This is a genomic window from Mesorhizobium sp. W050 (assembly GCF_054719535.1).
This window is the reverse complement of sequence record NZ_JBTTIH010000001.1, coordinates 2,758,927-2,782,383: the sequence shown is the minus strand read 5'-3', so window position 1 is coordinate 2,782,383 and position 23,457 is coordinate 2,758,927. Positions and strand designations below refer to the sequence as shown.

At 56.5% G+C, this 23,457-nt stretch carries 16 protein-coding genes; 12 read left to right on the top strand and 4 right to left on the bottom strand.

The genetic code is table 11. The features are described 5' to 3' along the window. Nucleotides 1-344 precede the first annotated feature (344 nt). From ACYG9Y_RS13425 to ACYG9Y_RS13400, 6 genes are all read left to right on the top strand, one after another. Nucleotides 345-920, top strand: coding sequence for a tyrosine-type recombinase/integrase (locus ACYG9Y_RS13425; protein WP_023739449.1), 576 nt, complete (start codon nt 345-347; stop codon nt 918-920). A 10-nt stretch (nt 921-930) separates the two neighbouring features. Continuing rightward, nucleotides 931-1,554, top strand: coding sequence for a hypothetical protein (locus ACYG9Y_RS13420; protein ID WP_460223131.1), 624 nt, complete (start codon nt 931-933; stop codon nt 1,552-1,554). 192 nt (nt 1,555-1,746) lie between these two features. Further along, nucleotides 1,747-2,334 carry a hypothetical protein gene (locus tag ACYG9Y_RS13415; protein ID WP_023749379.1) on the top strand — a complete coding sequence of 196 codons (588 nt, stop codon included), beginning with the start codon at nt 1,747-1,749 and terminating at the stop codon, nt 2,332-2,334. A 105-nt stretch (nt 2,335-2,439) separates the two neighbouring features. Continuing rightward, complete coding sequence (locus ACYG9Y_RS13410) at nt 2,440-2,826, top strand: DUF3768 domain-containing protein (RefSeq protein ID WP_023749378.1); 387 nt, start codon at nt 2,440-2,442, stop codon at nt 2,824-2,826. A 378-nt stretch (nt 2,827-3,204) separates the two neighbouring features. Then, entirely contained in the window at nt 3,205-4,470 is a 1,266-nt protein-coding gene (locus ACYG9Y_RS13405; RefSeq protein WP_023739445.1) for a hypothetical protein, read from the top strand. Nucleotides 4,471-4,474: 4 nt separating this feature from the next. Continuing rightward, nucleotides 4,475-6,226, top strand: coding sequence for a CHAP domain-containing protein (locus ACYG9Y_RS13400; RefSeq protein WP_023739444.1), 1,752 nt, complete (start codon nt 4,475-4,477; stop codon nt 6,224-6,226). A gap of 239 nt (nt 6,227-6,465) precedes the next feature. On the opposite strand, the gene ACYG9Y_RS13395 is transcribed toward ACYG9Y_RS13400, so the two are convergent. From ACYG9Y_RS13395 to ACYG9Y_RS13380, 4 genes are all read right to left on the bottom strand, one after another. Continuing rightward, nucleotides 6,466-7,803 (bottom strand): hypothetical protein, encoded by a 1,338-nt coding sequence (locus ACYG9Y_RS13395; RefSeq protein ID WP_023739443.1) that lies wholly within the window; start codon nt 7,801-7,803, stop codon nt 6,466-6,468. Between the two features lie 429 nt (nt 7,804-8,232). Next, nucleotides 8,233-11,817 carry a DNA/RNA non-specific endonuclease gene (locus tag ACYG9Y_RS13390; RefSeq protein WP_198018646.1) on the bottom strand — a complete coding sequence of 1,195 codons (3,585 nt, stop codon included), beginning with the start codon at nt 11,815-11,817 and terminating at the stop codon, nt 8,233-8,235. A gap of 129 nt (nt 11,818-11,946) precedes the next feature. Further along, the gene (locus tag ACYG9Y_RS13385; RefSeq protein WP_084014350.1) at nt 11,947-13,098 is read right to left on the bottom strand and encodes a trypsin-like serine peptidase; all 1,152 of its coding nucleotides are present in this window, start codon (nt 13,096-13,098) and stop codon (nt 11,947-11,949) included. After that, complete coding sequence (locus ACYG9Y_RS13380; RefSeq protein WP_023749377.1) at nt 13,095-14,168, bottom strand: trypsin-like serine peptidase; 1,074 nt, start codon at nt 14,166-14,168, stop codon at nt 13,095-13,097. The genes ACYG9Y_RS13385 and ACYG9Y_RS13380 overlap by 4 nt, the downstream gene beginning before the upstream one ends. An 83-nt stretch (nt 14,169-14,251) precedes the next feature. Here ACYG9Y_RS13380 and ACYG9Y_RS13375 point away from each other — a divergent pair, with 83 nt between their 5' ends. The 6 genes from ACYG9Y_RS13375 (at nt 14,252) to ACYG9Y_RS13350 (ending at nt 23,021) form a co-directional block, all read left to right on the top strand. Next, nucleotides 14,252-15,025 (top strand): hypothetical protein, encoded by a 774-nt coding sequence (locus ACYG9Y_RS13375; protein ID WP_023739439.1) that lies wholly within the window; start codon nt 14,252-14,254, stop codon nt 15,023-15,025. Next, nucleotides 14,938-16,110, top strand: coding sequence for a hypothetical protein (locus tag ACYG9Y_RS13370; protein ID WP_198018645.1), 1,173 nt, complete (start codon nt 14,938-14,940; stop codon nt 16,108-16,110). The genes ACYG9Y_RS13375 and ACYG9Y_RS13370 overlap by 88 nt, the downstream gene beginning before the upstream one ends. Then, on the top strand, nt 16,111-20,055 hold the full coding sequence (locus ACYG9Y_RS13365; RefSeq protein WP_023749375.1) for an nSTAND1 domain-containing NTPase: 3,945 nt from the start codon (nt 16,111-16,113) through the stop codon (nt 20,053-20,055). Beyond that, the gene (locus ACYG9Y_RS13360; RefSeq protein WP_023739436.1) at nt 20,052-20,360 is read left to right on the top strand and encodes a hypothetical protein; all 309 of its coding nucleotides are present in this window, start codon (nt 20,052-20,054) and stop codon (nt 20,358-20,360) included. Before ACYG9Y_RS13365 ends, ACYG9Y_RS13360 begins: the two co-directional genes overlap by 4 nt. Then, entirely contained in the window at nt 20,345-21,523 is a 1,179-nt protein-coding gene (grrM, locus tag ACYG9Y_RS13355) for a cyclophane-forming radical SAM/SPASM peptide maturase GrrM/OscB (protein ID WP_023739435.1), read from the top strand. The genes ACYG9Y_RS13360 and grrM overlap by 16 nt, the downstream gene beginning before the upstream one ends. A 592-nt stretch (nt 21,524-22,115) precedes the next feature. After that, a complete protein-coding gene (locus ACYG9Y_RS13350; RefSeq protein WP_023739434.1) occupies nt 22,116-23,021 on the top strand; it encodes a hypothetical protein in 906 nt (301 codons plus the stop codon). Nucleotides 23,022-23,457 lie beyond the last annotated feature (436 nt).

The following is a 23,457-nucleotide window of genomic DNA, read 5'->3' as shown; positions in this document are numbered from 1 at the left end:
CCTCGGTTCTTTCTTCGACTGACTGGAGAATTGACGATAAAAGTATGTATCCAGACTGTCCAGAGAAGGGAGTGACGTGTGTCTTAAGATACACTGATGTGTCGCGCGTTGAGCTGATTGGGCCAGCAACGTCAGCGGTCGAGAATCCGAAATACGATTTCCGGCGACGTTTTAGGTCGGACCGTCGTCGTGATCTCACCTGTACCTCGTCAGACCCGACGACCACCACCTGAGATGACCTAGACCCATTCCAAAATGACGACCGTCAGGGCCAGCTTTCGGCTTGAAAATAGGATTAAATGCCTATAATCTAGAGTTGTCCCCATCCTCGGAGCGCAACCCTTATGTCTGGTCGTCAAGCGAAGGTCGTCACCGATTCAATGTTGCGCAAAATGCTTGCGCATACGCGCAAATCATCCCGTCCGATGAGGGATCGGGTGATCATCTTGCTCTCCTGTAAGGCCGGGTTGAGGGCGTGCGAAATTGCAGGGTTGGAGTGGTCAATGCTCCTCGATCCAAAAGGCAAGATTGGGAACCTGGTCGTGATCGAGGATCGTATCGCGAAGCGTCAATCTGGACGACGAATTCCTCTGCATCCCAGTCTCAAAGGCGCCTTGTCTATGTTGAGAGAAGACGAGGGAGGCGATGGTCCCGTGGTCCGTTCCAAGTGCGGTGGAGCCATGAAGCCCAACAGCATCGTCAATTGGTTTGTCGATCTCTATCGAGAGCTGAACTTCGACGGGTGTTCGTCCCATTCGGGACGCCGGACGTTCATAACAACGGCAGCACGATCTGCGCACCGCGCGGGAGGATGTCTTCGCGACGTCCAGCTCCTCGCCGGTCATCGTTCGCTGTCGATGACCCAGACTTACATCGACGGCGACACCGATGCCCAACGCCGTATTGTTTCCATGATCTGAGATATCGACGATGTCTGACCGAGACGACGATGTCCGTAGACCGATTTTGCGCGCGCGGATTTTGAGGGTTCCAATCGCCAAGAAGATCCCGGCGCCGTTCAATCAAGGAGATCTGGATAGCTTATGTGGCGTCTACTGCGTGATGAACGCTGTCCGGTTTCTGTTCCCGGAGCTTGGACGTGAGAAGTCGATCGGTCTTTTTCAAGTGCTGTCGGAGAGTCTGACGACAAACCGGGTGACGGCCCATGAGACTGTCGGACTGGGTATCGAAATTCCGACCGTCCATGCCCTCGTCGAGGCTGCCTGCAACTACCTACGGGAGGTACTCGAGACGTCGATCATCGCTGCGACGTTGACGTCGAAAATCCGCCGGTTCGACGATCTGTGGGCCGCGTTGGGTGAGGGCCTAGGCGACAATCAGATCGCCATTATCGGTCTCTCTGGTCGCCACGATCATTGGACGGTCGCCTATCGAATGACCGCGAGAACGATCCGGCTGTTCGACTCCGACTCGATGAAGGTTTTGCAGCGGGCGCGGTGTTCGCTTCGAGACCCGAGAGTTCCTTACCAGATCGATCCTGACGAGATCATTCTCATTCGAAGGGGAGGGGTAGTTGATAGTAAATTCTTGTAGAAATCCCGGTGGTCGTTTCAGCGGTACCAGATCGATGCGGACGAGATCATTCTCATTCGAAGTGCAAGGGAGGTTGGTAGTAAAATCTAGTAGAATTTCGGGTGAACGTTCCCTCAGTGCGAAATGTCTCTTTCACACCGAAACCGACACTGCCAACGAGGGTGGTACGGTTCCCGGAGGGGGACTCTCTCGGTGACGCGGGACGAGTATCTCACCTATCGGAAAATGGTCTCCGAGCTCGACCCGGACGCGATGGAAAGGGTCAAGACGAAATCACCGCCGACGGATGAAACTGATTTTGCCCTGAGGGTGTCGTACGTCATCCTCAACAGTGGAATGAGGTGGACAGTAGCAAAGGAAATTTGGAACCGGATGAGGCCGTCTTTAATGGGGACAGGGGAGGTAGGAAACACTTTCGGTCATCTGGGAAAGACGAAGTCCATCAACCTGGTGATGTCGAACAGGTCGGAGTTTTTCCAGGGTTTTAGATTGGCCTGGGAAGAGGGACCGGAGAAGGTGATCGAATTCTGTGGGGCTCTCCCTCACATCGGGGGGATCACGAAATATCACCTCGCAAAGAACCTCGGTGTTGACGTGGCAAAACCAGATGTCTGGTTGGAACGAGTTGCGAGCCAATCCGGTGAGACGGTCAAGGAGTTGTGCGGACGGCTGTCCAGACAATCGGGAGACAGTGTTTCGACCGTCGATTACGTGATTTGGAAGACGTGTCAGCAAGGATGGTGGCGTTCGGGAGCATTCCCGGCTGACGAGCGCGCCTGATTGATTTGGCCTGATCCAGGCTAACCACACCAAACTAGATCTCGAATGGAACTGACCGGCCATAGGGCCGGCCAGAAAGAATCACCTGTGTCGAAAGGAAAGCCCATGACAAACCAGAAATCAGACATGCTCTTCGGGGAGGTCCATGACATCAGCCGGGCGCTCGATGGGACTGTCATCAAGACAAGATCACTGAACGACGACCTGAGGATTCATCGACTCGGCGGGAGCATTGTCATCACCCCAGGGATATCGGCCCTCGGTCCATCGACGGTTAGGGACATCATATCGGCCATCACGGCGTTCGATGGGTTCACACCGGAGAACGATCCCTATGGGGAGCACGATTGCGCGGTCATGGTGGTCAACGGGATCAAGATCATTTGGAAGATCGATTACTACGATCTAAGTCGCCGTTGTCATTCCCCCGATCCATCGGACCGAAACGTCACGTCACGTGTGATGACGATCATGCGGGCCGACGAGTACTGACCCATCATCGCTGCCACAATCATTGCGCATGATGACCAGCCCCTCCGGTTCGGCAATAGCGCGTCTCATGTCGGCCACCTTGGCGACGCCATCCTTGATCCCGGTAGCTGCTAAGCGATTTTAATTGGCGCGACTGTTCCGTCAGAACGGCTGTCATTGCTCCCGCAGTTATTGGATGCCATGTGCTTGTTCTGACAACAAACTTTGCGACAATTGCTTTTGATAGCGCACAAGATATCAGCCAGATTCAGCCTGTATCTATTCATCTGAGATTTTGCGAGTTGTCCATAAGAAAACAATCTTGGGGACAAGTACGCGGGCCGATTGTTCTCCCACAACATCCGAATAACTTACCACCTCAAACTCGGGGACAATTTTATGTGGCGCTCGCGCGTGATCGTCGGCGTGGTGATTGCTATTGCATTGCAGGGCTGCAGCAACACGGATCGTCAATATTTCGACTCCGGGATTGGGACGGAGCTGGGCTATTCGAACCTGCCCAATCAGACTGCCTCGCAGAACAGCTACATAAGATACATCTGCGAACAGGCCGGAAGTGCCAATTGCTCTGCCGTGGACTGGAATACTTTCGTCCAGGCAGGCATGAACGATATTGACGAGCGTTGCGATGGATATCTGGCCTGGCTCGATGCTAGGCGGCGGTCGAATGGCGCGGTTTTGGACCAGATCAGCGACACGCAGACGGCGGCGGAAGCGGTCCTGATCGCCACAAAGGCTGGTTCGCTTGCCATAAGCCTCGTCGGGACCGCGCTCGGCTTTGCCCGGGAAACCTTCAACAACGTAAATTCGAGACTGCTCATGGAGGTCAATCACTCCACGGTGCAGTCCATCGTCTTGAGCAGCCAGACCCGTTTCCGGGAAGACTTGCGCACAAAGTCCATCGGTACCAGGCCCCAGGCAGTGTACGCGCTGCGCCAGTATTTGCGCATCTGCATGCCGTTCACGATCGAGACCGAGATCAACAACACGCTGACCACCTATGCCCAGGGAGGCGCGGAAGCGCTCGATGACCGGAACAGGTCGCCTCTGGTCGACACCGCCATCATCGGCGCGCCCATGACCTCCGGCGGGAAGGTTGAACCCCGTAAGTATGGCGACGTGCGGCCGGATAAAAATGATCAATATGCGATCATTCTCGCCAACCCTGCAGTTACCTACAGCGAGCCCTATATCAGAGGTGTACTCGGCAAGCTGTGCGTTCCTAAAAAAGAACAGGCAAAGCCGACAAAGAAGACCGCTGCCCGGATCATCGCATACCAGCAACGTCTGAAATTTACGACGGCCGATGCTTCAATGAAGCTGACCGGAAAACTTACGGAGCGCGAACTGACGGTCGCAAACGGGTACGATCCCTGTGACTCGGGCAAGTACGCCAACGTCTATGAGAAGGACGCTTACCCTGCGGGTGTGACGGATGTGATAGCCCTGATCAACCGCGCGCTGCCTGAGGGGAACAGGTTGTTGGCCGGAGCAGACCAAAAAGCCGTGCGCGACAAGATCCCGCTGGCAAGAAAGGCTGTCGAGAAAAGTCTTACCCTGACCGACCCGGAACTGTCTGACCAACTGACAACGGACTTCATGCTGGCACTTTCGAAACTGCCACCGCTTCCGGGGGAGGAATAGCGACATGGCTTACAAGCTGCTGCGATTGACGTCCATAAGAGCTACTCCATCCAAGACCGCGGACCCCTTCGACGTGCTTGGCACAGGGGTTGTGATGTTCGGCACGGGCAAGACCGCCACCGACGCCGACGGTAAGCCGTGGATCAGCATCCTCATTCCCCCCGGCGTGCTTGATGGCTGGATACCGCTCGGCAATGCAAGTGAGGTTGCCGATCCTGCTCCGGCCCCGATGGACCCGGAGAGCTTTGTCCGCCAGTGCACGCTGGTCGATCGCAGCATGAACAGCGATCCCGCGATCACTCCCTGGTTCGTCACAGCTGATTTCATCATTGCAAGGGCTCTGTTCGAAACCGGAATGGCGGTGACCCACTTCGACGCTCCGCGCGTGACGGGGCCTTTCGGCCTGTTGCAGACGGAATGGGAAGCGTTTCGCACCAGCGCACTTGCAGGAGCCGCCGACTATCAGCCCGGTGATGCAATCTTCCCCATGGTGCAGGTCTATGCGGCCGCCTACCGCATGCATACTGACGGGGAAGCCTTCAGCAAACTTATGGCCCCACCTATGCAAGACGGCACCAATCAGGTCTTTGTGCCTAGTTACCTGGATCTATTTCATTGTTACCTGACTGACGCGAAGACGGCCAAGGACATCCGTGACAGTGAGTCTAAACAAGACGCGCTGGTTTCGGCCGTCGTCGGCGACCACCTGGCGGCGATCAAGAGCCGCCCGCAGTTCAACACCTTGAAAGACACGATGACGGTGGCGCAGTTCATCGCCGCCACGCAATCGGTCCTGGCTGATCTGCTCAACACCGCATTCGACAAGATCCGCACCTTTGCGGCTGACGAGTTGCCCAGGCAAACTCCCGGTTCAGCCCCTTGGCTGGATGTCGCTAGGGCAGAAATGCAGGCGGGTGTGACCGAGGCCAGCCAACCCGATCGCATCAAGAGCTACTTCGCTGCGACGGACTTTGGGCCGGTCGGCGACCCCACTCCGGCGTGGTGCGGCGCGTTTGCAGCTTTCTGCGTCAAGCAGGCAGGCTTGACGCCGCCCAAAGGAGCGGGCGCAGCCGACAGTTGGAAGAGTTGGGGAACGATAAGCATTCCCTTGGGCAGCCACGACATACCGGCCGGAGCGGTGGTGGTTCTAACCGCCTCCGCAGGCACGGACGCCGTGGGCCATGTTGGCTTCTTTACCCGGTTTTCCGATGCCGGCGATCAAGTGATGGTGCTTGCCGGAAACCAGACGAACGGTGTGAATGAGGCGCCATATGCGGTGCCCCGGATCGCCGCCATACGAACGGTGGAAACACTGATACCTATCGACGCCGCCAACCGCTACGATATGACAGCGGCGGGTGTGAAGAAGGATTTTCAGAAATATGGCGACCTGATCGTAGACCGCTTTCAGCGAGCCGGGTTCACCAAGGATCAGCAGCTTGTTGCGGCTCTCGCGAACGCAATCGGGGAGTCTGGCCTGGATCCGAGCATCAAGGCGGGCGGATCGGAAGAGAGCTATGGTCTCTTTCAGTGTAACAGAAAGGCGGGCTTGGGAATAGGTTACACGATAGAACAGCTCAAGGATCCCGAAACCAACATTGCAATCATCATTCGAGAGGCTCGGAAATTCAGCGCATTTACTGCCGCTTCATCAATAGAGTCTGCTGTAGGTGCTTTTGTGAGATTTATCGAGCGACCCAAAGATACTTCTGGCGCCATCAAAAGACGTATGATGATTGCGAAACAACTTCTCTAAGAAATCTACGGGCTTCTCCGGCCCCGGCAGGGTTGGCGAATCTCCCGCCAGCCTCGTCATCGAATCGGCAGAAATCTCATAATTGGTCGTGCCCGCAAAGATTGCCTCGGTCGCCAGCCTGACGGGCTGCCTGGTTGGTTCGACGCATGGCGAACTTCAACCAGAACCCTCGCCTCTGCACGGAAAGCAGGATTGTGGACGAGGAGAACTCCCCTAGCCAGGCAAGATCGCCCGGATGTTCATTTCTGCGCGAGCCTGCCCTTAATGTCCTCATCCAACGCGGGATCTCCAGTCGTCAGCGACCCGTCATCGAAACTCTGACGCAAACCATCAGCGACAATAGGGTCCTTGGCTGCGCGCAGAGCCGCGTCGCGCATGACGTCAACAGCCTTGGCGCCATCCGGAGACGCCTTGATCTGAATCATTTTTGCTATGACGCGCACCACCTTTGCGTTCAACGCAGCGTCCTCTTTCGCGCAGCTGGGAAGCGCCGTCTCTACAATCGAAGTAAAGGCAGCCGTCACATCATTGGCCTGTCCCGATTTGAGCGCGGCATCGAAGCGTTCAGTGAGAATAGTAAGTTGCGTTTTCTGCGGAGTTGCCGACGCACCTGCCCGGTTAAGCTTGGCGACCATATTCGCGTCGAGCGTCGCATCCCCTGTTGTAACCGATTTCGTTGCGATATCCTGTTTCAAGCCTTCTGCGATCGTTGCGGAGGCTGCGGCGTTATCAGCTGCCGAGAGGATCGCGGCTTTCGAGTTGGGTAGACCAGATGCCACCCCGCTGCTTAGTACTTTGGCAAGCGCCCGCACAACGGTAGCATTGAGCGCGGGCTCCGCACGATCCTCGTCAGTCAACTTTGCATTATTTAGCGCTTTCAGCGCAGCAGCGATATCTGGCCCCTTACCAGATTCCACCGCCGCCCTGAGGTTGCTTCCCAATTCAACCTGGCTGTCAGGGCTGATCCCGCCTGACTTTGCGAGAAGCGAGAGGGCAGATGTCAAATAGAGCCGGGTGATGAGGTAGATGCCGAGGAACGAGAGACTAAAGAACAGAATGATGACAACAGGGACTATCGCGTCATTGGAAGGGGGGGTTGCGGAGAACAGTTTGCTCCCCAGTCCTCCGATCCATGCGATAATGTCTTTAATTTGAACCAGCGTCGCACCGACAAGCAGTGTCGTGAGCCAATCTGAAATGCGCTCGAGGTTGCTATTTATGGCCATTACCGCTTGATTTTTCTCAGCGCCGCCTCCCTCCTTCACGGCGTTGGCCACGGCTTGTCGTTCAGCCACACTCAAGGTGCGGGGTATCCCAAATATGAAACCAAGCACCGCCCCGGCCGAAGCCGACGCCAACCCGATCAGCAGATTCGCTCCCATGATCGCTTCAAAGCTTGGGCTGTGGGCGTCGGTGCTTTTCAGGCCATCAGCCCAGATCCACAAAGCCACGACGCCAACTACGGCAACGCCAATTAGAGCTGTACCTATGGTACGTGACGCCGCAGATATCTTTTCCTCCTCCTCCGTGTAGCTCGCAGGCGACCGGGTGAAGATTGTTATCGACGGCATGCGCATGCGCTTGTTCCCCGTTTAGTCCTTATGTCGCGCCAGTTGGATGCGACAGATATTGTATTGAAGCATTGAATATGACCGTTTTTCCTCGTCGATAGCATTCAAACGGTACCCGCCACCTGTGGATTCTCTTCATCGCGACGGAGTTTCGCGGGGCGGGTGCATTACGCTACCTTTCATTTGTTCGGCGAGTTCAGCTGGCCACCGATGCCGAGTGAGTGGTTGAAAACTCATCCGATTGACAAAAACCCGCAGCGGGAATCGTCGGGATCCATTTCCTGGAAGGCTCGTCCGGACAATTCGTTGCAAGCGTCCGGTGGCTTCCAAAGCAAGCACTAGACTAAGGACGGCAATGGATTCTAGGTCACGACGCCGTTCCAGGATAAACCGAAAACGTTTCAGGCCTCCTCTCCGAAACGTCAAAAGCAACAATCAGGTGATTGTCTCACGCAAGTGAAGTTCAAGGATTCCGTTTCGATCCTGATAGTATTCGACCGATGCGGCGTCTCCATTAAGCCCCAACATTGCGAATCCGTGGGCGCAGTAGTCACCGAGATTTGCAATGTGTGTGCCGGACTTAAGCGCCGGCGGATCGAGCATACCGGTGGAAACCTCGTAGGGTTCATCATCTGTGAACACTGGGACGGCACTGTGCCCGATGCAACGGCCTTGAGCGAGGCCTGCATAGCTCTCGTAGACGCACAGATTGTGCTCATGCCCCCAGAACCATGCCGGGATACTTCCGCCTGCTTGCGCCAATCGGTCGAATAGGCGCTTCAGATTTGGGTTGATCGGATTGTCGTGCCCGGCGGCGTCTTTTGGGCCTGGCGCCGAGAAGGCAGAGAACATCGGGTGGTGCGAGACCAAGATCGTCTTGCCTTTGAATTCTTTCACCCGATCGATTAGCCACACCTCCTCTTCCGGATCGACGAAGGTGACCGCATGGCCGATGGAGACAGGATTGTAGTCATTGCGGCCTGTGTCCATCGCCAATAGCTGCCACGAATCGTTGTCGGCACGCAGGCAGAAGAAACTCGCCTTCTGAGCGTCCTTGCCCTTGTTCAGGCGGGCGATAAGGTCGTAGTAACCCCTGCCACCGCTATACATGTCGTGATTGCCGCAGAGCGTGTAGACCAGCGGCAGCTTTTTCTTCGCACGATCAAACGTCTCGTTGACGATGTGCTCGAATTTTTCACGGCATTCGTCCGGCGTCCCCGAATAGTAGATATCGCCGAGGTGCAATAGAATATCGGGCTGTTTGGTCTTGATATGGCGTAGCAGTCGCCGCGCCGGTTCGGCGCCTGTGCCCCAGTCGCCGAACAGTGCGACCTTGGCGCCGGCCGGGATAGTAATGACCGAGTTGCCTGCCTCTTTCGGGCGGATGTAAATCCTGGCGTCAGGATTGCCCAACACGCCATAGGCGGCAGCGTATTCCTTCAGGGTCTTGGCCCAGCCCGGATCGCAGGTGCTGCCGATCATTTGCTGTTCGATCTCTTTGGCCGCCGCTGTGTTTCCTGCCAGCTTTGCCATCATCAATTGCAGTCCGAGCCGCGCGCAGAGTGCAGCGCGCTGGCCAACATTCAACGCCTCCCGGCCATCGATGAGAATCCCTTCGCGGCCGCTGAGGCGCTCTTCGCACGCCTGCTCGGCCTCAAGTATGAATTCCGAGCTATCAGACAGGCTTTCATGAGTGCTCGCGGTCCTCGCGGCCTCGGATCGCGCGAATGTGGCGGCAGCCGATTGGAACAGGGACAGCGCGGGGTCGCGAAATGTCTTCGGTCCGAGCCGGGCATCGTCGATGCGCCGTCGCGAACTCTTCGACCGTAATGCGTCCGTTACGGCTTCGATGCCGGATGCCGCGCGAACCGCTTCGCCGTGGTCGGTTCCGAATTGATCGGCGCGATGCAGCGCGGCGGCGAACTTCACCAAACGGATCCGCTCTTCCAGTGCGGATAGAGCCACCATCAATGGTTCCCACTTGTCGGGGATGGCCTCGGTGTAGCGGATGCCTGACACATCCTGCTTCAGGATAAAGGCGTAGGTGTTGAGTTTACCGTCCTCGACGGCCGCGATGACCTTCCAATACTCGGTCGGGATCAGCGCGACGGTCTTTCCTTCCTGGTCGACACCGTGAAATCCTCGATCGCTATCCTTGAACAGCGGACCGGAGAACAAACTGACGCGGCCCTTGGCCGACATGGTGTCGACGAAGTTCTCGAGCGCGCCCCAATTGAGTTGCCGGGCACGGTTGAAACCGGCAACCTGCGGCGAGCAGTTGGTGACATGGAAGCTGTCGCCATTGGCGCGCTGCAACTCCTTGAACGTCTTTCCCCAGGCGACGTCGTCGCGGCGCACCAGGTGTCCCTTGTCGAAGGCTTGCCGATCCTTCTCGAAGAAGCGATCAGGCAGTTGATGAAGGGCCGGAATGCGCGGATCGGTAAACCAGCGCTCCTGATCGTTCTCGTCCATGCCGCCAACGGCTTTTCGCCCCTTGGGCGTGCCCGCCGGATTCTTGGCCGCTTGCGACCCATCAAAATTGGCAGCCGTGAAAAGCGCGAGGCGCCGCGCGCGATGCATCGCAATCGAAAAATGCTCGTAGTCGAGCATGTGGCCACCATCGTCCAGCCTGGACAGCAATCCGATGTCTTTGACGGTGGGCAGCGGAACATGGATGCCAAGGAATTCAGAGTCGTAGCCGGAGCGATTGGAATAATCCTCATCGTGCGCCGGCTCGACCAGCTTTTCCATCGTTGCGGATTCGCCTGCGGCGGACTTGTCGGCGCCAGCCGGCAAGGAGGGCCTTCCCAACTGCACGGTGATTTCGAGCGGAACAGACAAGCGAACGACGCCGTCCCAATCGGGCGAGCCTGCAACGGCGATTGGCTGCTTGGGCTCGCCTGCCTGTCCCGGGTCGTTTCGCGGGCCTGTGGTCTCGACGACTTGCTCGGTGCGTTGCCAGTAGCGGTCGTATGGGCCGTCCTGTGGCTGAGGGTTGCCCCCGAAAGTCACGCCGGCGTCGACAATTCGCGCATCCTTTGCCAACTCATAAGCCGGCACGCCGCAATTGAACTTGAGGTACTCGCCTGCAAAATGCAGGCCCATGACTTCGCCGGAGATCGGATCGAGGACGGCGGACCCTGAATTGCCGCCGAGCGTGGAGGCATTGTGCAACATTGCCGGTACGAGCTTCTCATAGCTCTTATAGTCGAGGCGAGCCTGGCTGGCCGTTGCACCCGAGCCGCCGATCGTGCCGGGCTGCAGGCGCTTGACTTGATACACACTACCGAAAACCTGATTCATGACGTCGGGCGGGCTGCGCGGATCGCTCGCCGGATAGCCGATGACGACGATATCCTTGTCGAGCATGTCCTGCGGCGCCCGTAACGACAGCCGCAGCCGACCATGCCCCTTGGGCAGACCGCCGATACGAAGCAATGCCATGTCCCAATAGGGGTGGACCATAACGACGTCCGTCACCGTGAAGAGGTTTTGCTCTTCGTTGTCGGCCTCCCTGAGGAAGTCGACCTTGGGCTGCATGTCGGAGATAAGCGAAATACCCCTCCGGCCAAGGCCGGAGCTGAAGAACTCCGCCACATGTCGGTTGGTCATCAGCAGGCCGTCACCGACCAGAAAACCCGTGCCGGCATAAGGGAGGCTCGGATGTCCAGGTATCTCGACTCGGCAGATGGCGGTGATGGCCGGCTTGAGAACGGAACGGATCGCATCGCTGCCGATGTGCTTCCAGGTGGCGTTGTCGATGCGGTAGTCGCCGCCCTGTATCAGAACCGTCGGGCGCTTGTCCGGGATGATGATCGCCTCCAGGGCGAAAGCCTCGGCCTCGTTGAGGGGCCCGCCCTCCACGATCTTGGTTGCGGCGGCTTCGGCATGGACCTGCCAGCTACGCGGTATCGAGCCGGACGCCAGGGTCTCGCGCGCTTCAGCCGTGCCTTCGAGCGCGCCCTTCGGCACTATGGTTTTCAAAAACTCCCGAGCATTGTCCTGACGTTCGTCTGACATGGATATCCCCGCCATTTTCCCTGCAGTTTATTCCAACCTGCCTCGCAACAATGTTTTCGCCGTACGTTATTGGCTATGTTGAAGCCTTCTACTTATATTTGTGTTCGCAGTTGTAACAACTCCCCGGTGTCAATTTTGCCATTGACCGGATTGTATCGCTTTGATCGCAGGGTGAGCTGCCCAGGCCGAAAGCAACACCGCTTCGTTGCGCATCCCCGGACGGCCGAAATAATGCAACGCAACTGGAACTGTGCTGCCCATTGTCACGATCGGGCTACCGGAAGAGCCATTGGTTGTACTGCAATCATGCGCCAGCACGTCGGTATCGATCTTGCTGATGACCTTGCCTGGACTGAAGCGCTTTGTGCCGTCGAGCGGCCCGAAGGCCAACTCGACATTTGTCGTATCGTCCTGAAGGTCTGCGATTGGATGTCCAACCGTATAGATCGTCTTGTCGGGCGACCAGGCGGCTGGCGTGGCCGATGCAAGCTCGAGACCCAACGGCACAGGCATGGCAAGGTCGGCCGGCGGCGCGATGCGGAAGACGGCGAGATCCGGATACTGCGAGGTTTCGACATGCAGGACGTCGTAGATGGGCACGTGGATGTGCTTGTCGGCTTTGCCGATATTGCCGTGTTCGAAGCGGAATGCTGCGATGAACGCCCGCCCGCTCGCCATCCGCCAGCGATCCCGCGGATCGCCCGGAGACAGGCCCGGCTTGCGATAGCAAAGGTTGAAGGCAACATGAGCGTTGGTGACCAGTGTGTCCTTCGCGGCAAGCCAACCGGTGCCGACCGGGTTACCGTCAATCATGATCGCTGCGACGCTCGCGCATACCGTCTTGACCCGTGCGCGTTCGTCTTTGAACGTATCGCGCCAACAAGCATCCAGACCGTTGTCGTCTGGGCGGATGCTAACCACATAGTCGTTATCCTTGACGTACCAGGATACGCGTCGGATTGCATCGACGACGGATTCGAGGCTCAGAAGGGTGTGGGGGCTGATGTCATCGAGCCGCCCGCCACCTTCGGTGACGTAGCGAACCGCTTTGATCCCGCTTGCCACAACCTGCTCCAGCGAGGCTATTGAGAGTTCGTCCGCTGGTCCATCGAAGAGAGAAGCACGCCTCAGCGAGGGTCCAATCTCTTCGATCAGCATAGAGTGGCCATTTGGTTTGGTAAGGAATCCTCCGGGCGCAATCCGCTTCAGCCGCTCATCCAGCCGTGCCGCTTTCGCATCCAGAGACTCCGGATGCCTTGGGCTCGAGCCGAGCAGTCTCATTGTTTTCCCCTCTGCAAACTGTCTTGCAGAATGGATTGTATTGGAATGCCCTGATTGTATCCTTCGGACCTGTTAGCTCCCTGATGCAAAGAGATCAACGAGCACTCGGGCAGCCGATAGACACCCGATCCCGACGTGCCGGCTTCAGTATCGGCGTCGTAGCGCACCCGGGTGTGGGGGCCTTTGTTCTGGATCGTCTTTCCGAACGAAGCGCTCAGACGTTCCTGACCTGGATAATGCACAACCAATATCGGAACTCCCGCCTGGAAGGGGTCGATGTTGGCGGGCTTTTCGAAACACCTTTTTTGGCCGTTGACCAGCGTTGGATGTGCCGCAAGTCTCACCAGGGCATAGTCCAGGTCCTTGGTGGACGAGGGGTCGGCAGCCCTTTCGTCGGGAGCTTTCGGACTGAGGGCAATCACCCAGTCCCCCGTCGCGGCAAGTGGGGTTACCACGGTAGGCGTGCCGCTACTCGAATAGTCGAATTCACAGGCCAGTCCGGATGGGGGCAGCGTCCTCTTGCCAGAAAAGTCGAGCCCAATGCCGGTCTCGAGCACATGACAATTGGTCAAGACGAGATCCTCTGCGACCAGAATGCCACTACCGATTGAGCAACGATGCTCGCCCTTTGGCAGGGTGAAGCGACAGGTTGCCTCTTTGATCTCTGCCAGTCGTCGCAAAAGGTCGTCGAAATTGACAATTCCGAGCCGGTTGGCTGCGCCCTGAAATTCAAAGCCGGGTTTGCCGGAGACGAAAACCGGAGAGCCCGCCACGGCAACGACATCGGCGATGTTCCGGAATGTGACCTCACCAAGTTTGATCCGTCTAATCTCAGCAACAAAATACGTCAGCACGCCTTTTCTAGCTGCCGCCGACACCACTTCGCCAACCTGGGCTCGAAAGCGCTTCTTCTTCGATAAATTATTGTGCGGCAACGTGAGAATTGCAAATTTGTCGGTCGAGCCAAAACTCCTCGAGATTGCGAGTTCTATTTCAATCTGCGTGCACGACGACGCCAGGATGTCCTCAAGCAAAGTTGATTGATCAGCACGAAGAGAATTCCAATCCATCGCCCTACTCTCAAGCCCATAAGAAACTTGCACAACTTGGGCCTTAGCGCTAGTATATTGTTGGGCTTGTTGGGGAGGAGAGAGTGGCGTCGTACGGCTTAACGATCCAAGCTGGTTTTTTTCGAGTGCTTGTATCAGCTTTCCGGAAAATCAAAGACTTCAACGCTTGCGTCGGGGACGAAGCGCTTCCGTCGTATGATTATTCAGCGATACCAAATTTGAAATGGAACGATGACGGGATAGTCGGCGACAAATACCTTCAGGATGTGCTTCGGGCGATAGCTATGCAGTCGTACGATGTGGAGGAGCATCTGAAGATCTGGATAGAGGTGATATCAAGAAGATTTAGCAACCGAAAAGCAGCAAGAGATGCCATCAAGAGGTTTCTCGAAGAGAAAGCCAAATTTCCTCTATGGGCAATTGATGATATCTCTGATCGAGATTTGTCTCTATTTGATGACAAATTCCTTATCCAAGCGAATATAATTTTTGAGCTAAATCAAAATAAATATAGACTCGATTCTTTTACGGCAATTTCCAAACGGGAACCCAAGGGGGGGTGGGATTCAGAGCGACCCGACTTCGAGCAAGCCGGATGTATCGTAATTTCTCGATCTGGAGGGGTCGACAGCTCGGCGAGGGACGTGATCGAGAACATTTTCGACCTTGCCCTGGAAGCGGCGCAAAAGGATGCGCACCAGCCAAAGATCATTCTTGTCGGGCCGACCCAAGAGCAGATTCTTGAAGAAAAGAAAAGAATCGAATTGAAATGGAGAGCGTTTCCGAAGCGCCGCCATTCTTGTTTCTATTTCGAACTGACAAAGAAGATGAAATCTCCGCACAGCAGGAGAAGGTAACGGCCTTCTTTCTGGCGAGTAAGGGGAACGGCGGTCCAGGTCCAGGTGGCAAGATCGTAGACCCTCCACCCCCAGTTCTGCCGGAGAATGACCTCGTTGTATTGGTGGGCGGTGTGCAGACCACCGATGGAGATTCTGCCAGGTTCACCCAGCTAAAGAATCTAATCGGGGCCGACAAGTCGCTCCTGGTGATCGATCCCTGGAAGGACTCCGATCAGAAGCTCGAGTGGAAGGTTGATCTGGAAGGCAAGCTCCGCTCTGCAAAAAGTCCGTTGCTTGTCGAGCATGTCGGACAGAATGGCCCAATAAGCGATGTGGATGTCTTCTCCGATTATCTTTTGCTCTCCGTGGCGTCGCGGCCCGGTGGCGGCAAGGAGAAGCTGGCATTGGTACAATCGATTGTCGAAAGCACCTCGAGGCAGCGGATAGTCTGGAAGCCCGCCGGTGCGGAACTGAAGAAGTCGGACGGAGCCGAAGTCAGCGCTCAAAGCCCGGCGGATTTTGCACAGGTGATCCGTGTACGGCTAGGATTGGACCACAATGATGCTGCTCCTGCGGCCTACGTGGCCACGGAGGAAGTCGTCATCAATCGCAAGCTCGACGGCAAGCTGCGGAAGGCACTGAAGAAACATCTCAGCATTATTGTCGGTGGTGACGGGACCCCGCCCTCGAATGATTGCGTCGTGCCGTTTTCGTTCCAGTTGGCGACAACTGGCGATCCGCTGCACAGAGCCGTGGAAAGGTTCCGCCCGTCGCAGCCGAATATAGTGGCCGCCTGTGACATCAGTCGGGGCGGCCGCCCTCTCATACAGTATCTGACCGAGATCAGTGGCCGAGTACGCGAAGGCGTCAACAGTTATTTTTCGGCCCAGAGTGACCGAGAGCCCATCTGTATACTGCATATCCTTGTGATGATCGAAGATTTAAGCCGGCTGGATCTCGAATTGGTCGACAAGGCGAATGGAAACTGGCGCGTGGTGAAGTTCCGGCACGATGCGAATGACGAGTACATTCCTGATGGCATGGATGTCGAGACGGCCCAGGGCTGGGTGAACGATCAGTTGGCCGAAATGGGAGTTCTCTAGGTGTCGGTTGTCGATACTCCCGTTGATGAGACTGCACCGAGGAGGCTATCGCCAAAGCAAACCTTCCGTGCCAAGTGGCGTAAGGCAGCCGACGACCCTCAAGCCACTCTGGTCAACCCCTATCCTGGTCTGCGCAGCTTCAATGTGGACGAGGCGCATATATTCCGTGCAAGGATCAATCAGATCAGAGCCCTGCGTAAGGCCTTTGCAGGAACTTCGCCGGACAGCAGGACGCGTCACGTCATTGTCGTGATCGGGGGGTCGAGTTCCGGCAAGTCGTCAATCGTCAAGGCCGGACTGTTGGCTGACATCCACTCACTGCAGATGCCCGATGGCGGCGGCAACTGGTATGTCGCCCAGTGCCGTCCGGTACAGTGTCCGATGCAGGAGTTCCTCGCCGGTCTGACGGACATGGTGGTCGACGGGATTTTCGCTGAGGTTGGAGGCCCTGAGTCAGAGCTCGCCGCGGAGGTGGAGGAGGCGCTTGAGGTGATGGGTGCGACCGATGTCGTCGCGCCATCGCCTGGCGACGACCTGCGCGCAAGAACCGCAAGGCGCGTTAGAGCACTGCTGGACGCGCGGCTTTGGTCCGCTCCCCATAAATCGATGCCTGCTGGGGTAGCACCCGACTTGGCCTTGTTCGTGCGCGAAGAACTGAACAGGCTTGACCTCCATCTTCATCGTCGTCGGGCTGGTCCGCCGCGCCTGCTGATAAGCATCGATCAGTTCGAAGAGATTTTCCGCTGTGCCGACGGTGCCGAGAAAACTGCTCTGTTCGAATGCATCCGGTTCGTCGATCAGGCGGAAGCGAATCAGGCGCCGGAGCTCTATCTGGTCGCGTCGATGCGCAGCGAGGAATTGCACCGCTGTTCTGAACTGAAGGGCATTTCGGACATCGTCAACCGTTCGGTCCACCTCGTGGAACTGGTTTTGCCCGATGATGTGAAGCTGGCCATTGTCGAACCTGTCAGGCTGACCCTGATGGGCTACGGTTTTCGCCCAGACTCCGGTATCAATTGGCCATTTACGCCGGATGCCGTCGAGGCTCTGGCCAAATCCTACGAGGCATTTACCGGCGGCAATGTCGAACACCGCGCTGATGCCTTGCCGCTACTTCAACACTTCCTAAGGCTGCTCTGCGATAGTTCGGTCGGTAAGTGGCTCGATAGCACGGCCACAGATTCCAAACTCCTTATAGATACCGAATCCTTGTCGGGTGTGCCCGGCTGGGACGAACCCGACGCGTCCTCGAAAAGCAGGGCGGTATTCGGTACTCCCGGCGAGCAGCAAAATCGCCTCGCCCGGGTGCTCAATAGCCGGGCCGACACCGTCTTTCAGGACGCGATACAGGCTTGGTGCGACGCAGCCGGAGAGTACTCGGACGAAACGCGCGCGTTAGCAGAAATGGTCCTCAAAGCCGCTTTCGTAAATCTGGTCCGGCAGGATGATCGCCGCAGAGTGGTTCGCGCTTGGCGCACGATCGACGAAATGCTCGCCGCCTCGAGGGCGGCGGAAGAATTGGCATCCGCGCACACCAGCGATGAAGCCTGGCAGGCCGAACGAGCGGCCAGGTTCGAGGCACCGCTGGCTGCGGCCATGTCGGAATTTGAACGCGCTACGCTCATCGAGCGGCGCCCCGATCCAGCTTCGCGCGACAATCGCAAACTACCTGATCGGTATACAGTTTATCACGAATCATTCATTCGCAACTGGAAGGAATATGCGAGTTGGGTCCGCGAGGCGGGAAAAGCTTCGGCTGCTCTCCACTCCATCTACAACGACCTCAACGAAGCTTCTGCAGACGCTAAGCCGAATGACATCGTTACCGCTGGCCGCGAGGCTGATCTGCGCGCGGTCATTGGTGAAATGGATGCTGGCGCCGCCGCCATCGAGCCAATAGCTCAGGAACCTGCAACGCCGGAGCACATCGGCGCGGCTCGCGGCGGCTGGGCGAGCCAAACCTGGATACTTACCGAGATCTCGCGCTTGGAAATGCCGGGCGCGCGGTTCGATGGGCCAGGTTTTCTTGCCGAGTTGGACAATAGGCGCAGGGATGCGATCCTTGCGCGCAAAAATCAGTTGGAGTTGGCGGCCGAGGTTGCCGAGGCGAAGGCCCAGGCGGCTAATTCCAAATCGCAGGCGGCAATAGCTGAAAGCCGAGAGGCCGAAGCAACGGCCAAAGCCGCGAAGGCTGAGGCGGAGACGGCCAACGCCAACGCGAAGAGAGCAATAGCTGAAAGGCGAGAGGCCGAGGCAAAGACCAAAGCCGCGAAGGCCGAGGCGGAGACGGCCAACGCCAAATCGCAGGTGGCAATAGCTGAAAGCCGAGCGGCCGAGGCAAAGACCAAAGCTGCGGAGGCGAAGGCGCAAGCGGCTAACGCCAACGCGAACGTAGCAATGGCTGAAAGCCGAGAGGCCGAAGCAAAAGCTAACGCAGCCATAACCCAAAGGTTAAAAGCCGAGAAAGCTAGAAAAGTTAGCCAAAGATGGCTTTGGCTAGTTTCCGCAATTTCCTGTATTATTGGAATTCTTTCAATTTTTACTTACGTTTTTTATCACGAAAATGAGGTTAATCAATTTAGATATACCATAGCGAAACTCGGGCTGGTAGGCTTCGAGGCAACTGAGATAGGCGGAGGGATTAGCAGGCCGATCTATCGCGATCGTGATTTGTGGCTTGCGCTAGACGCATTCGAGTCCGACGGCGCTGTCGATTGGAACGGCGCTGACGCCGAAATCAAGAGTGAACGCAATGCGATGCGAGACCAAATCGCACACCGCGCGCGTCAAGTGCTGGCCGATCTCAATTTTGTACCGGTCGCCTCAACTTTCGCGCAGGACAAAACAGAATTGCTTGGCATCGACAACGTTAAAGCCGAAGGGGTCTCGTGCCTCTTGCCGTCGGCGGAGGGAGAAGGCACACTTTTCAGTAGGCTGGACAAGAATTCTGGTCCATTTGAGATGCGTTATGGTATACACAATGGCACGCTGCAGTACGCAACATTAGGTGGTTTCCGCGACGTCGCGGAGCTTAAGGAGTTGGAACCGATTTCGGAGGTCTGTGCCCCGATCGACGCGGCTACTTTGCTTGTTATAAGTAATAAAAGCAATCAACCTCGACCTTTTGTTGTATTAACACAATGGAATAAAGTAAAAAAAGAACAACAAATGTGGCGTCTTCAGGCGCTTTCGATCCGCGGACTTCAATCGTGGTCGTCTAACGCGCTATACGCGGACGGGCCAATAGAATTGTCAAAGATCGGCGAGACCAACTACATTAGCAATGACACCGTGGTTGGCTTCGTCGTTCCGGTTAAGGGTCTGCCTAACCATCTGGGCGTCCTGTGGACGAATAGAGGCTATTCGGCACAAATGATCGACCCAAAGGCGTTTGGCACGCTCCCCCCTCTCTCTCCTGTTTGCAAAGAAAGAGCGGATGTGCCCGGAAGCCGCCAGTGCCAAATTAGCAAAGAAATTATGGATACCCGCGAAATAGTTATAGCAACGTATACGGAGTACACGAAATTTGGCAAGGTGTGCGTCGAAGGTGCGGAATATTGCCCGGTAAAAATTCAGATATTCGACAAGAAAAATGATGTTAATCCAAATACGGTCAACGCGGACTTTTCTAAGCTAAATACGGCGAAGGTAGAGTTTTCTTATATCGGGATGCGTCCGGAAAGTTTGAAAATTGATGAGAATTACCTGTGGATTCAGACTGACGACAAGATTGTGCGAAAATTTGATCGGAGACCTCAGGTAGTCAAAGATCTAATATCTTCCCGTTGGTGGAACCTGAACTGCGCTCTAGGACCAGATGTTCTCGGTGATTTTGCCACTACACCGCTTAGCGCGACCGAGGTGCCACGTTTCTATTTGCAAGAGCGGCTTCCGAAATACCCCGACGGACATGATTGCCCCCTTTCTCCTGGGGGAACACCATGACGGCGACACGCAGCCTTGCCCTGCTGGCCGCACTGGCGGCGACATCGCCTGACGCGGTTGCTCGCCCGACGGTCGAGCCACCTCAAGTGCGGGCGGTCGAACGGCTCCACACCATCCGCCAACGCTATCTCGAAACACTTGGACTGAAGCTGCAGCCACAAGCCGCCGACGAATTGCAAGTGGTTCAGTTTGCGAATTTCCCGAATTTCCCGAATTTCCCAAATTTTCCGAATTTTCCAAATTTTCCGAATTTTCCAAACTTCCCGAACTTCCCGAACTGGTTCAATGGATGGAGCAATTTCTGACGGCGGCTGATTTTGCCAGCGTGACGAGGTTGCTGATCATGCAGCCTACGGCGTTCTGCAATGTCGACTGCGATTATTGCTATCTGCCGAACAGGGGCGACCGCCGGGTGATGAGCCATGATACGGTGGCTGCGGCAGCCCGTTTCGTTTTCGACGCCAAGCTGCAGGCCCGTGACTTCACCGTGGTCTGGCATGCTGGCGAACCGCTGGTGGTTCCGCCGGACTGGTACGCCGAGGCGTTCGCGCGTGTGGCTGCGCAGGCGCCGCCGGGCTCGTCCGTTCCGCACGCCATCCAGACCAACGGCATGCTCATCAACGATGCGTGGTGCGATCTTTTTCTCGCGCATGGCGTTCGCGTCGGTGTCAGCATCGATGGCCCTGCCTTTCTGCACGACGTCCGCCGCCGCACCCGGTCGGGAGGCGGAACCCATGCGAAGGCGCTCAGGGGCCTGCGGCTCCTGAAGGCTCGCGGCGTTGCTTTGCATGTTATCTGCGTCGTCACCAACGCCACGCTCGGCCATGCACGCGAATTGATGAAATTTTTTCACGACGAGGGTATCAGCGACATCGGCTTCAACATCGAGGAGGTCGAGGGCGCGAATGCAGGCTCGACTTTGGCTCGACCGGGTGTCGTCGATGACTTCCGCGCATTCTTCGAGACCGTTCTGGCCGAGTCCGACAATGCGGCGCCGCCATTACGTGTCCGCGAATATCGAAACGTGCTGGCGATGTTGCGCCATCCGGGACTGGGCAGCATGACGGCGAATTCGCAGAACATGCCCTTTGCGATGCTGACTGTCGGCGTCGGCGGCGAATTGTTCACCTTTTCGCCCGAACTCGCCGGGCTATCAAGCGAGGCCTACAATGATTTCATCATCGGCCGGTTGCCTGACGCCACGCTCGAGACTGTCCTTTCCAACGCCGCGTTCGAAAAGCTCCGCGCCGACATTTGGCAGGGGATTGCTCTTTGCCATCAATCTTGCGCGTATTTTTCAACGTGTCTCGGGGGCGCTCCGGTCAACAAGCTGTCGGAGTGCGGCACGTTCATTGCCACAGAGACATTAGCGTGTAAGCTGACACAGCAGGTGATTACCGATGTCTCTTTGGAGCGGCTAGAGAGATCACTCCCGGTCTCGCGTGTACCCAGAACTGGACGAAACTGAGGAGCGCAAGGTGCCAAATACTACGGCGCCAGAGGTCGAGACCGCAAGTCACCCGCGCTGAGATCATTTCCGCAATGCTCGCCAGGGCCAATGGGCCTGTGGTCGCTTTCGTTCATTCACGAACATTCATTGGAGGACAGTTCTGGTCGCGGACCATAATGCGCCAGTCGATCGCCGCCAATGTCATGACCACTGGTGGCGCACAGGAGAAAAATGATCATTGTAAGCCTCAAGTCCACCTTGCCAGAGGCCGAGGGCGCTCAGTGTGAAAGACTAATTTCACTCTGTAGGACAGCGTCGTCGGATTTTGAAAGTCAGCTCCTGACTCGACCTCGGTGTGCTTTTTGCAGGAGGCGACCGGCAGCATTGCGCCTTCCCCGACGGTCGCCTTTCCGGCCAGTGGGAGCAGATTTGATAAAAATGCGCTCCTCGTGAAATGGCGGCTCTGTGCGGACTTCCGCAAAAGGCGAGACACCCGATCTGCTCCACGCCCAAATGTTGCAAGGTCCCGTTCTCGCGCGTGACGGTTATTGCGCAACTCCGACAATATGCTGAGAGTGAATTACGAAACAAAACCTGAGGGGCTACAAACTTGACAACTGCCATCCGCCCGCCGCGTCTCCTTGGCAAGTCTTTTGAGAACGATCTCCTGGCCGGCCCGCTTAGGCCATTCCTCGACCTTGTTCAGCGCGACCGGGATCTGATTGCCGAGATAAGACGGGACCTCCTTGATATTTACTGCAAGGGTCAGCGACTAGTCAGTATCCGGCCGCAGAGCGGATCCTATCGCTTTGAGTCCCATGAAAAGTTCTGGCCTCAAAAGTGGCTGACGTTCTCTAGTGCCGACGCAGTAGCAAGCTTCTGCAGAGACATTGTGCCCTTCATCAAGCAGAGAATTGCTGAGCATGGCGCTCGGGGCAAAGAAATCGAGTACGAGCAGCTCCTGGTCCGGGCAAACAATCTAGAAACGCTCAACACTGACTACATCGCGGTGGATCGCCAAGGGATAAGCGAAGAGGGAAAAGGGCGGACCGACGTAGTCGGTGTTTATTGGCCGGGAGACCGGCGTGGCTCGGGAGATCGCCTCGCTCCAGCACTTATTGAAGTCAAATATGGCCTCAAAGGCGGAATCGAGGACGTGGCAGACCAGATTGCACGCTACTTCAACGATATGCGAACAACTCTGCCAGATTTCGTCCGTCACCTTGAGAACCAACTGCGTCAAAAGGCTCGGCTTGGTTTACTGTCCGGGCTGAGCACAGGCGCGCAAGTGAAAATCCAACGTCTTGCCATATCTGACAAGATTGAAGATGTAAGAGCTGTCATCGCCCTCATCGATTTTAACCCGAGGGCCAGGCGCCTGAACCTCGAAAAATTACGCGCCTTGCCTTTTGCTGATCAGATTGATCTGTTTCATCTCGGGCTGGGTCTGTGGCGATCGAACTCCTGTTTTCGAGTGCGTTCAGACGATGCATCGGATGGGCTTAGCGAGAAGTAGTCCGAGATTTTTAGTAGTGCATTCCCCTTGCCTTGCGTGAGCAATCCTTACTAGTGGATCAAGCCCTGTTGGATGCAGCTGGAGTAGGTGGGCTCGCAAGCCCAGCGATAACATGTCCGCGCGGGTCCGGTCATCGGACATCGCTTGCGTCAGATCAACCTAACCATCGGAGCAGAGGGGCTCAGTGTGAAAACCCAATTTCACACTGAGACCGTTCTCGGGAACGCACAGAGTGTACGTGGAACAACCCGGGCAGCGGATTACGCCGATAGGGGCCCTCAGCGCACATCGTCATTTTTACCCTGAGATGATCTGCTACGCTAACTCAGAACGCATTTCTCGTGACGGTTGCCAAAGGCATCTGGGGCCAGATGAAACCGTCTCTGATCGACACAGGGGAGGCCGGGACAAATCCATTAGCTAGCCACTGTGGCGC

Bases quoted from the DNA above. Each gene is read 5' to 3' on its own strand.
- ACYG9Y_RS13380 (WP_023749377.1), bottom strand. From the start codon at position 14,168: ATGGATTGGAATTCTCTTCGTGCTGATCAATCAACTTTGCTTGAGGAC.
- ACYG9Y_RS13395 (WP_023739443.1), bottom strand. From the start codon at position 7,803: ATGCGCATGCCGTCGATAACAATCTTCACCCGGTCGCCTGCGAGCTAC.
- ACYG9Y_RS13370 (WP_198018645.1), top strand. From the start codon at position 14,938: ATGGAGAGCGTTTCCGAAGCGCCGCCATTCTTGTTTCTATTTCGAACT.
- ACYG9Y_RS13385 (WP_084014350.1), bottom strand. From the start codon at position 13,098: ATGAGACTGCTCGGCTCGAGCCCAAGGCATCCGGAGTCTCTGGATGCG.
- ACYG9Y_RS13390 (WP_198018646.1), bottom strand. From the start codon at position 11,817: ATGTCAGACGAACGTCAGGACAATGCTCGGGAGTTTTTGAAAACCATA.
- grrM (WP_023739435.1), top strand. From the start codon at position 20,345: ATGGAGCAATTTCTGACGGCGGCTGATTTTGCCAGCGTGACGAGGTTG.
- ACYG9Y_RS13425 (WP_023739449.1), top strand. From the start codon at position 345: ATGTCTGGTCGTCAAGCGAAGGTCGTCACCGATTCAATGTTGCGCAAA.
- ACYG9Y_RS13400 (WP_023739444.1), top strand. From the start codon at position 4,475: ATGGCTTACAAGCTGCTGCGATTGACGTCCATAAGAGCTACTCCATCC.
- ACYG9Y_RS13405 (WP_023739445.1), top strand. From the start codon at position 3,205: ATGTGGCGCTCGCGCGTGATCGTCGGCGTGGTGATTGCTATTGCATTG.
- ACYG9Y_RS13420 (WP_460223131.1), top strand. From the start codon at position 931: ATGTCTGACCGAGACGACGATGTCCGTAGACCGATTTTGCGCGCGCGG.
- ACYG9Y_RS13410 (WP_023749378.1), top strand. From the start codon at position 2,440: ATGACAAACCAGAAATCAGACATGCTCTTCGGGGAGGTCCATGACATC.
- ACYG9Y_RS13360 (WP_023739436.1), top strand. From the start codon at position 20,052: ATGACGGCGACACGCAGCCTTGCCCTGCTGGCCGCACTGGCGGCGACA.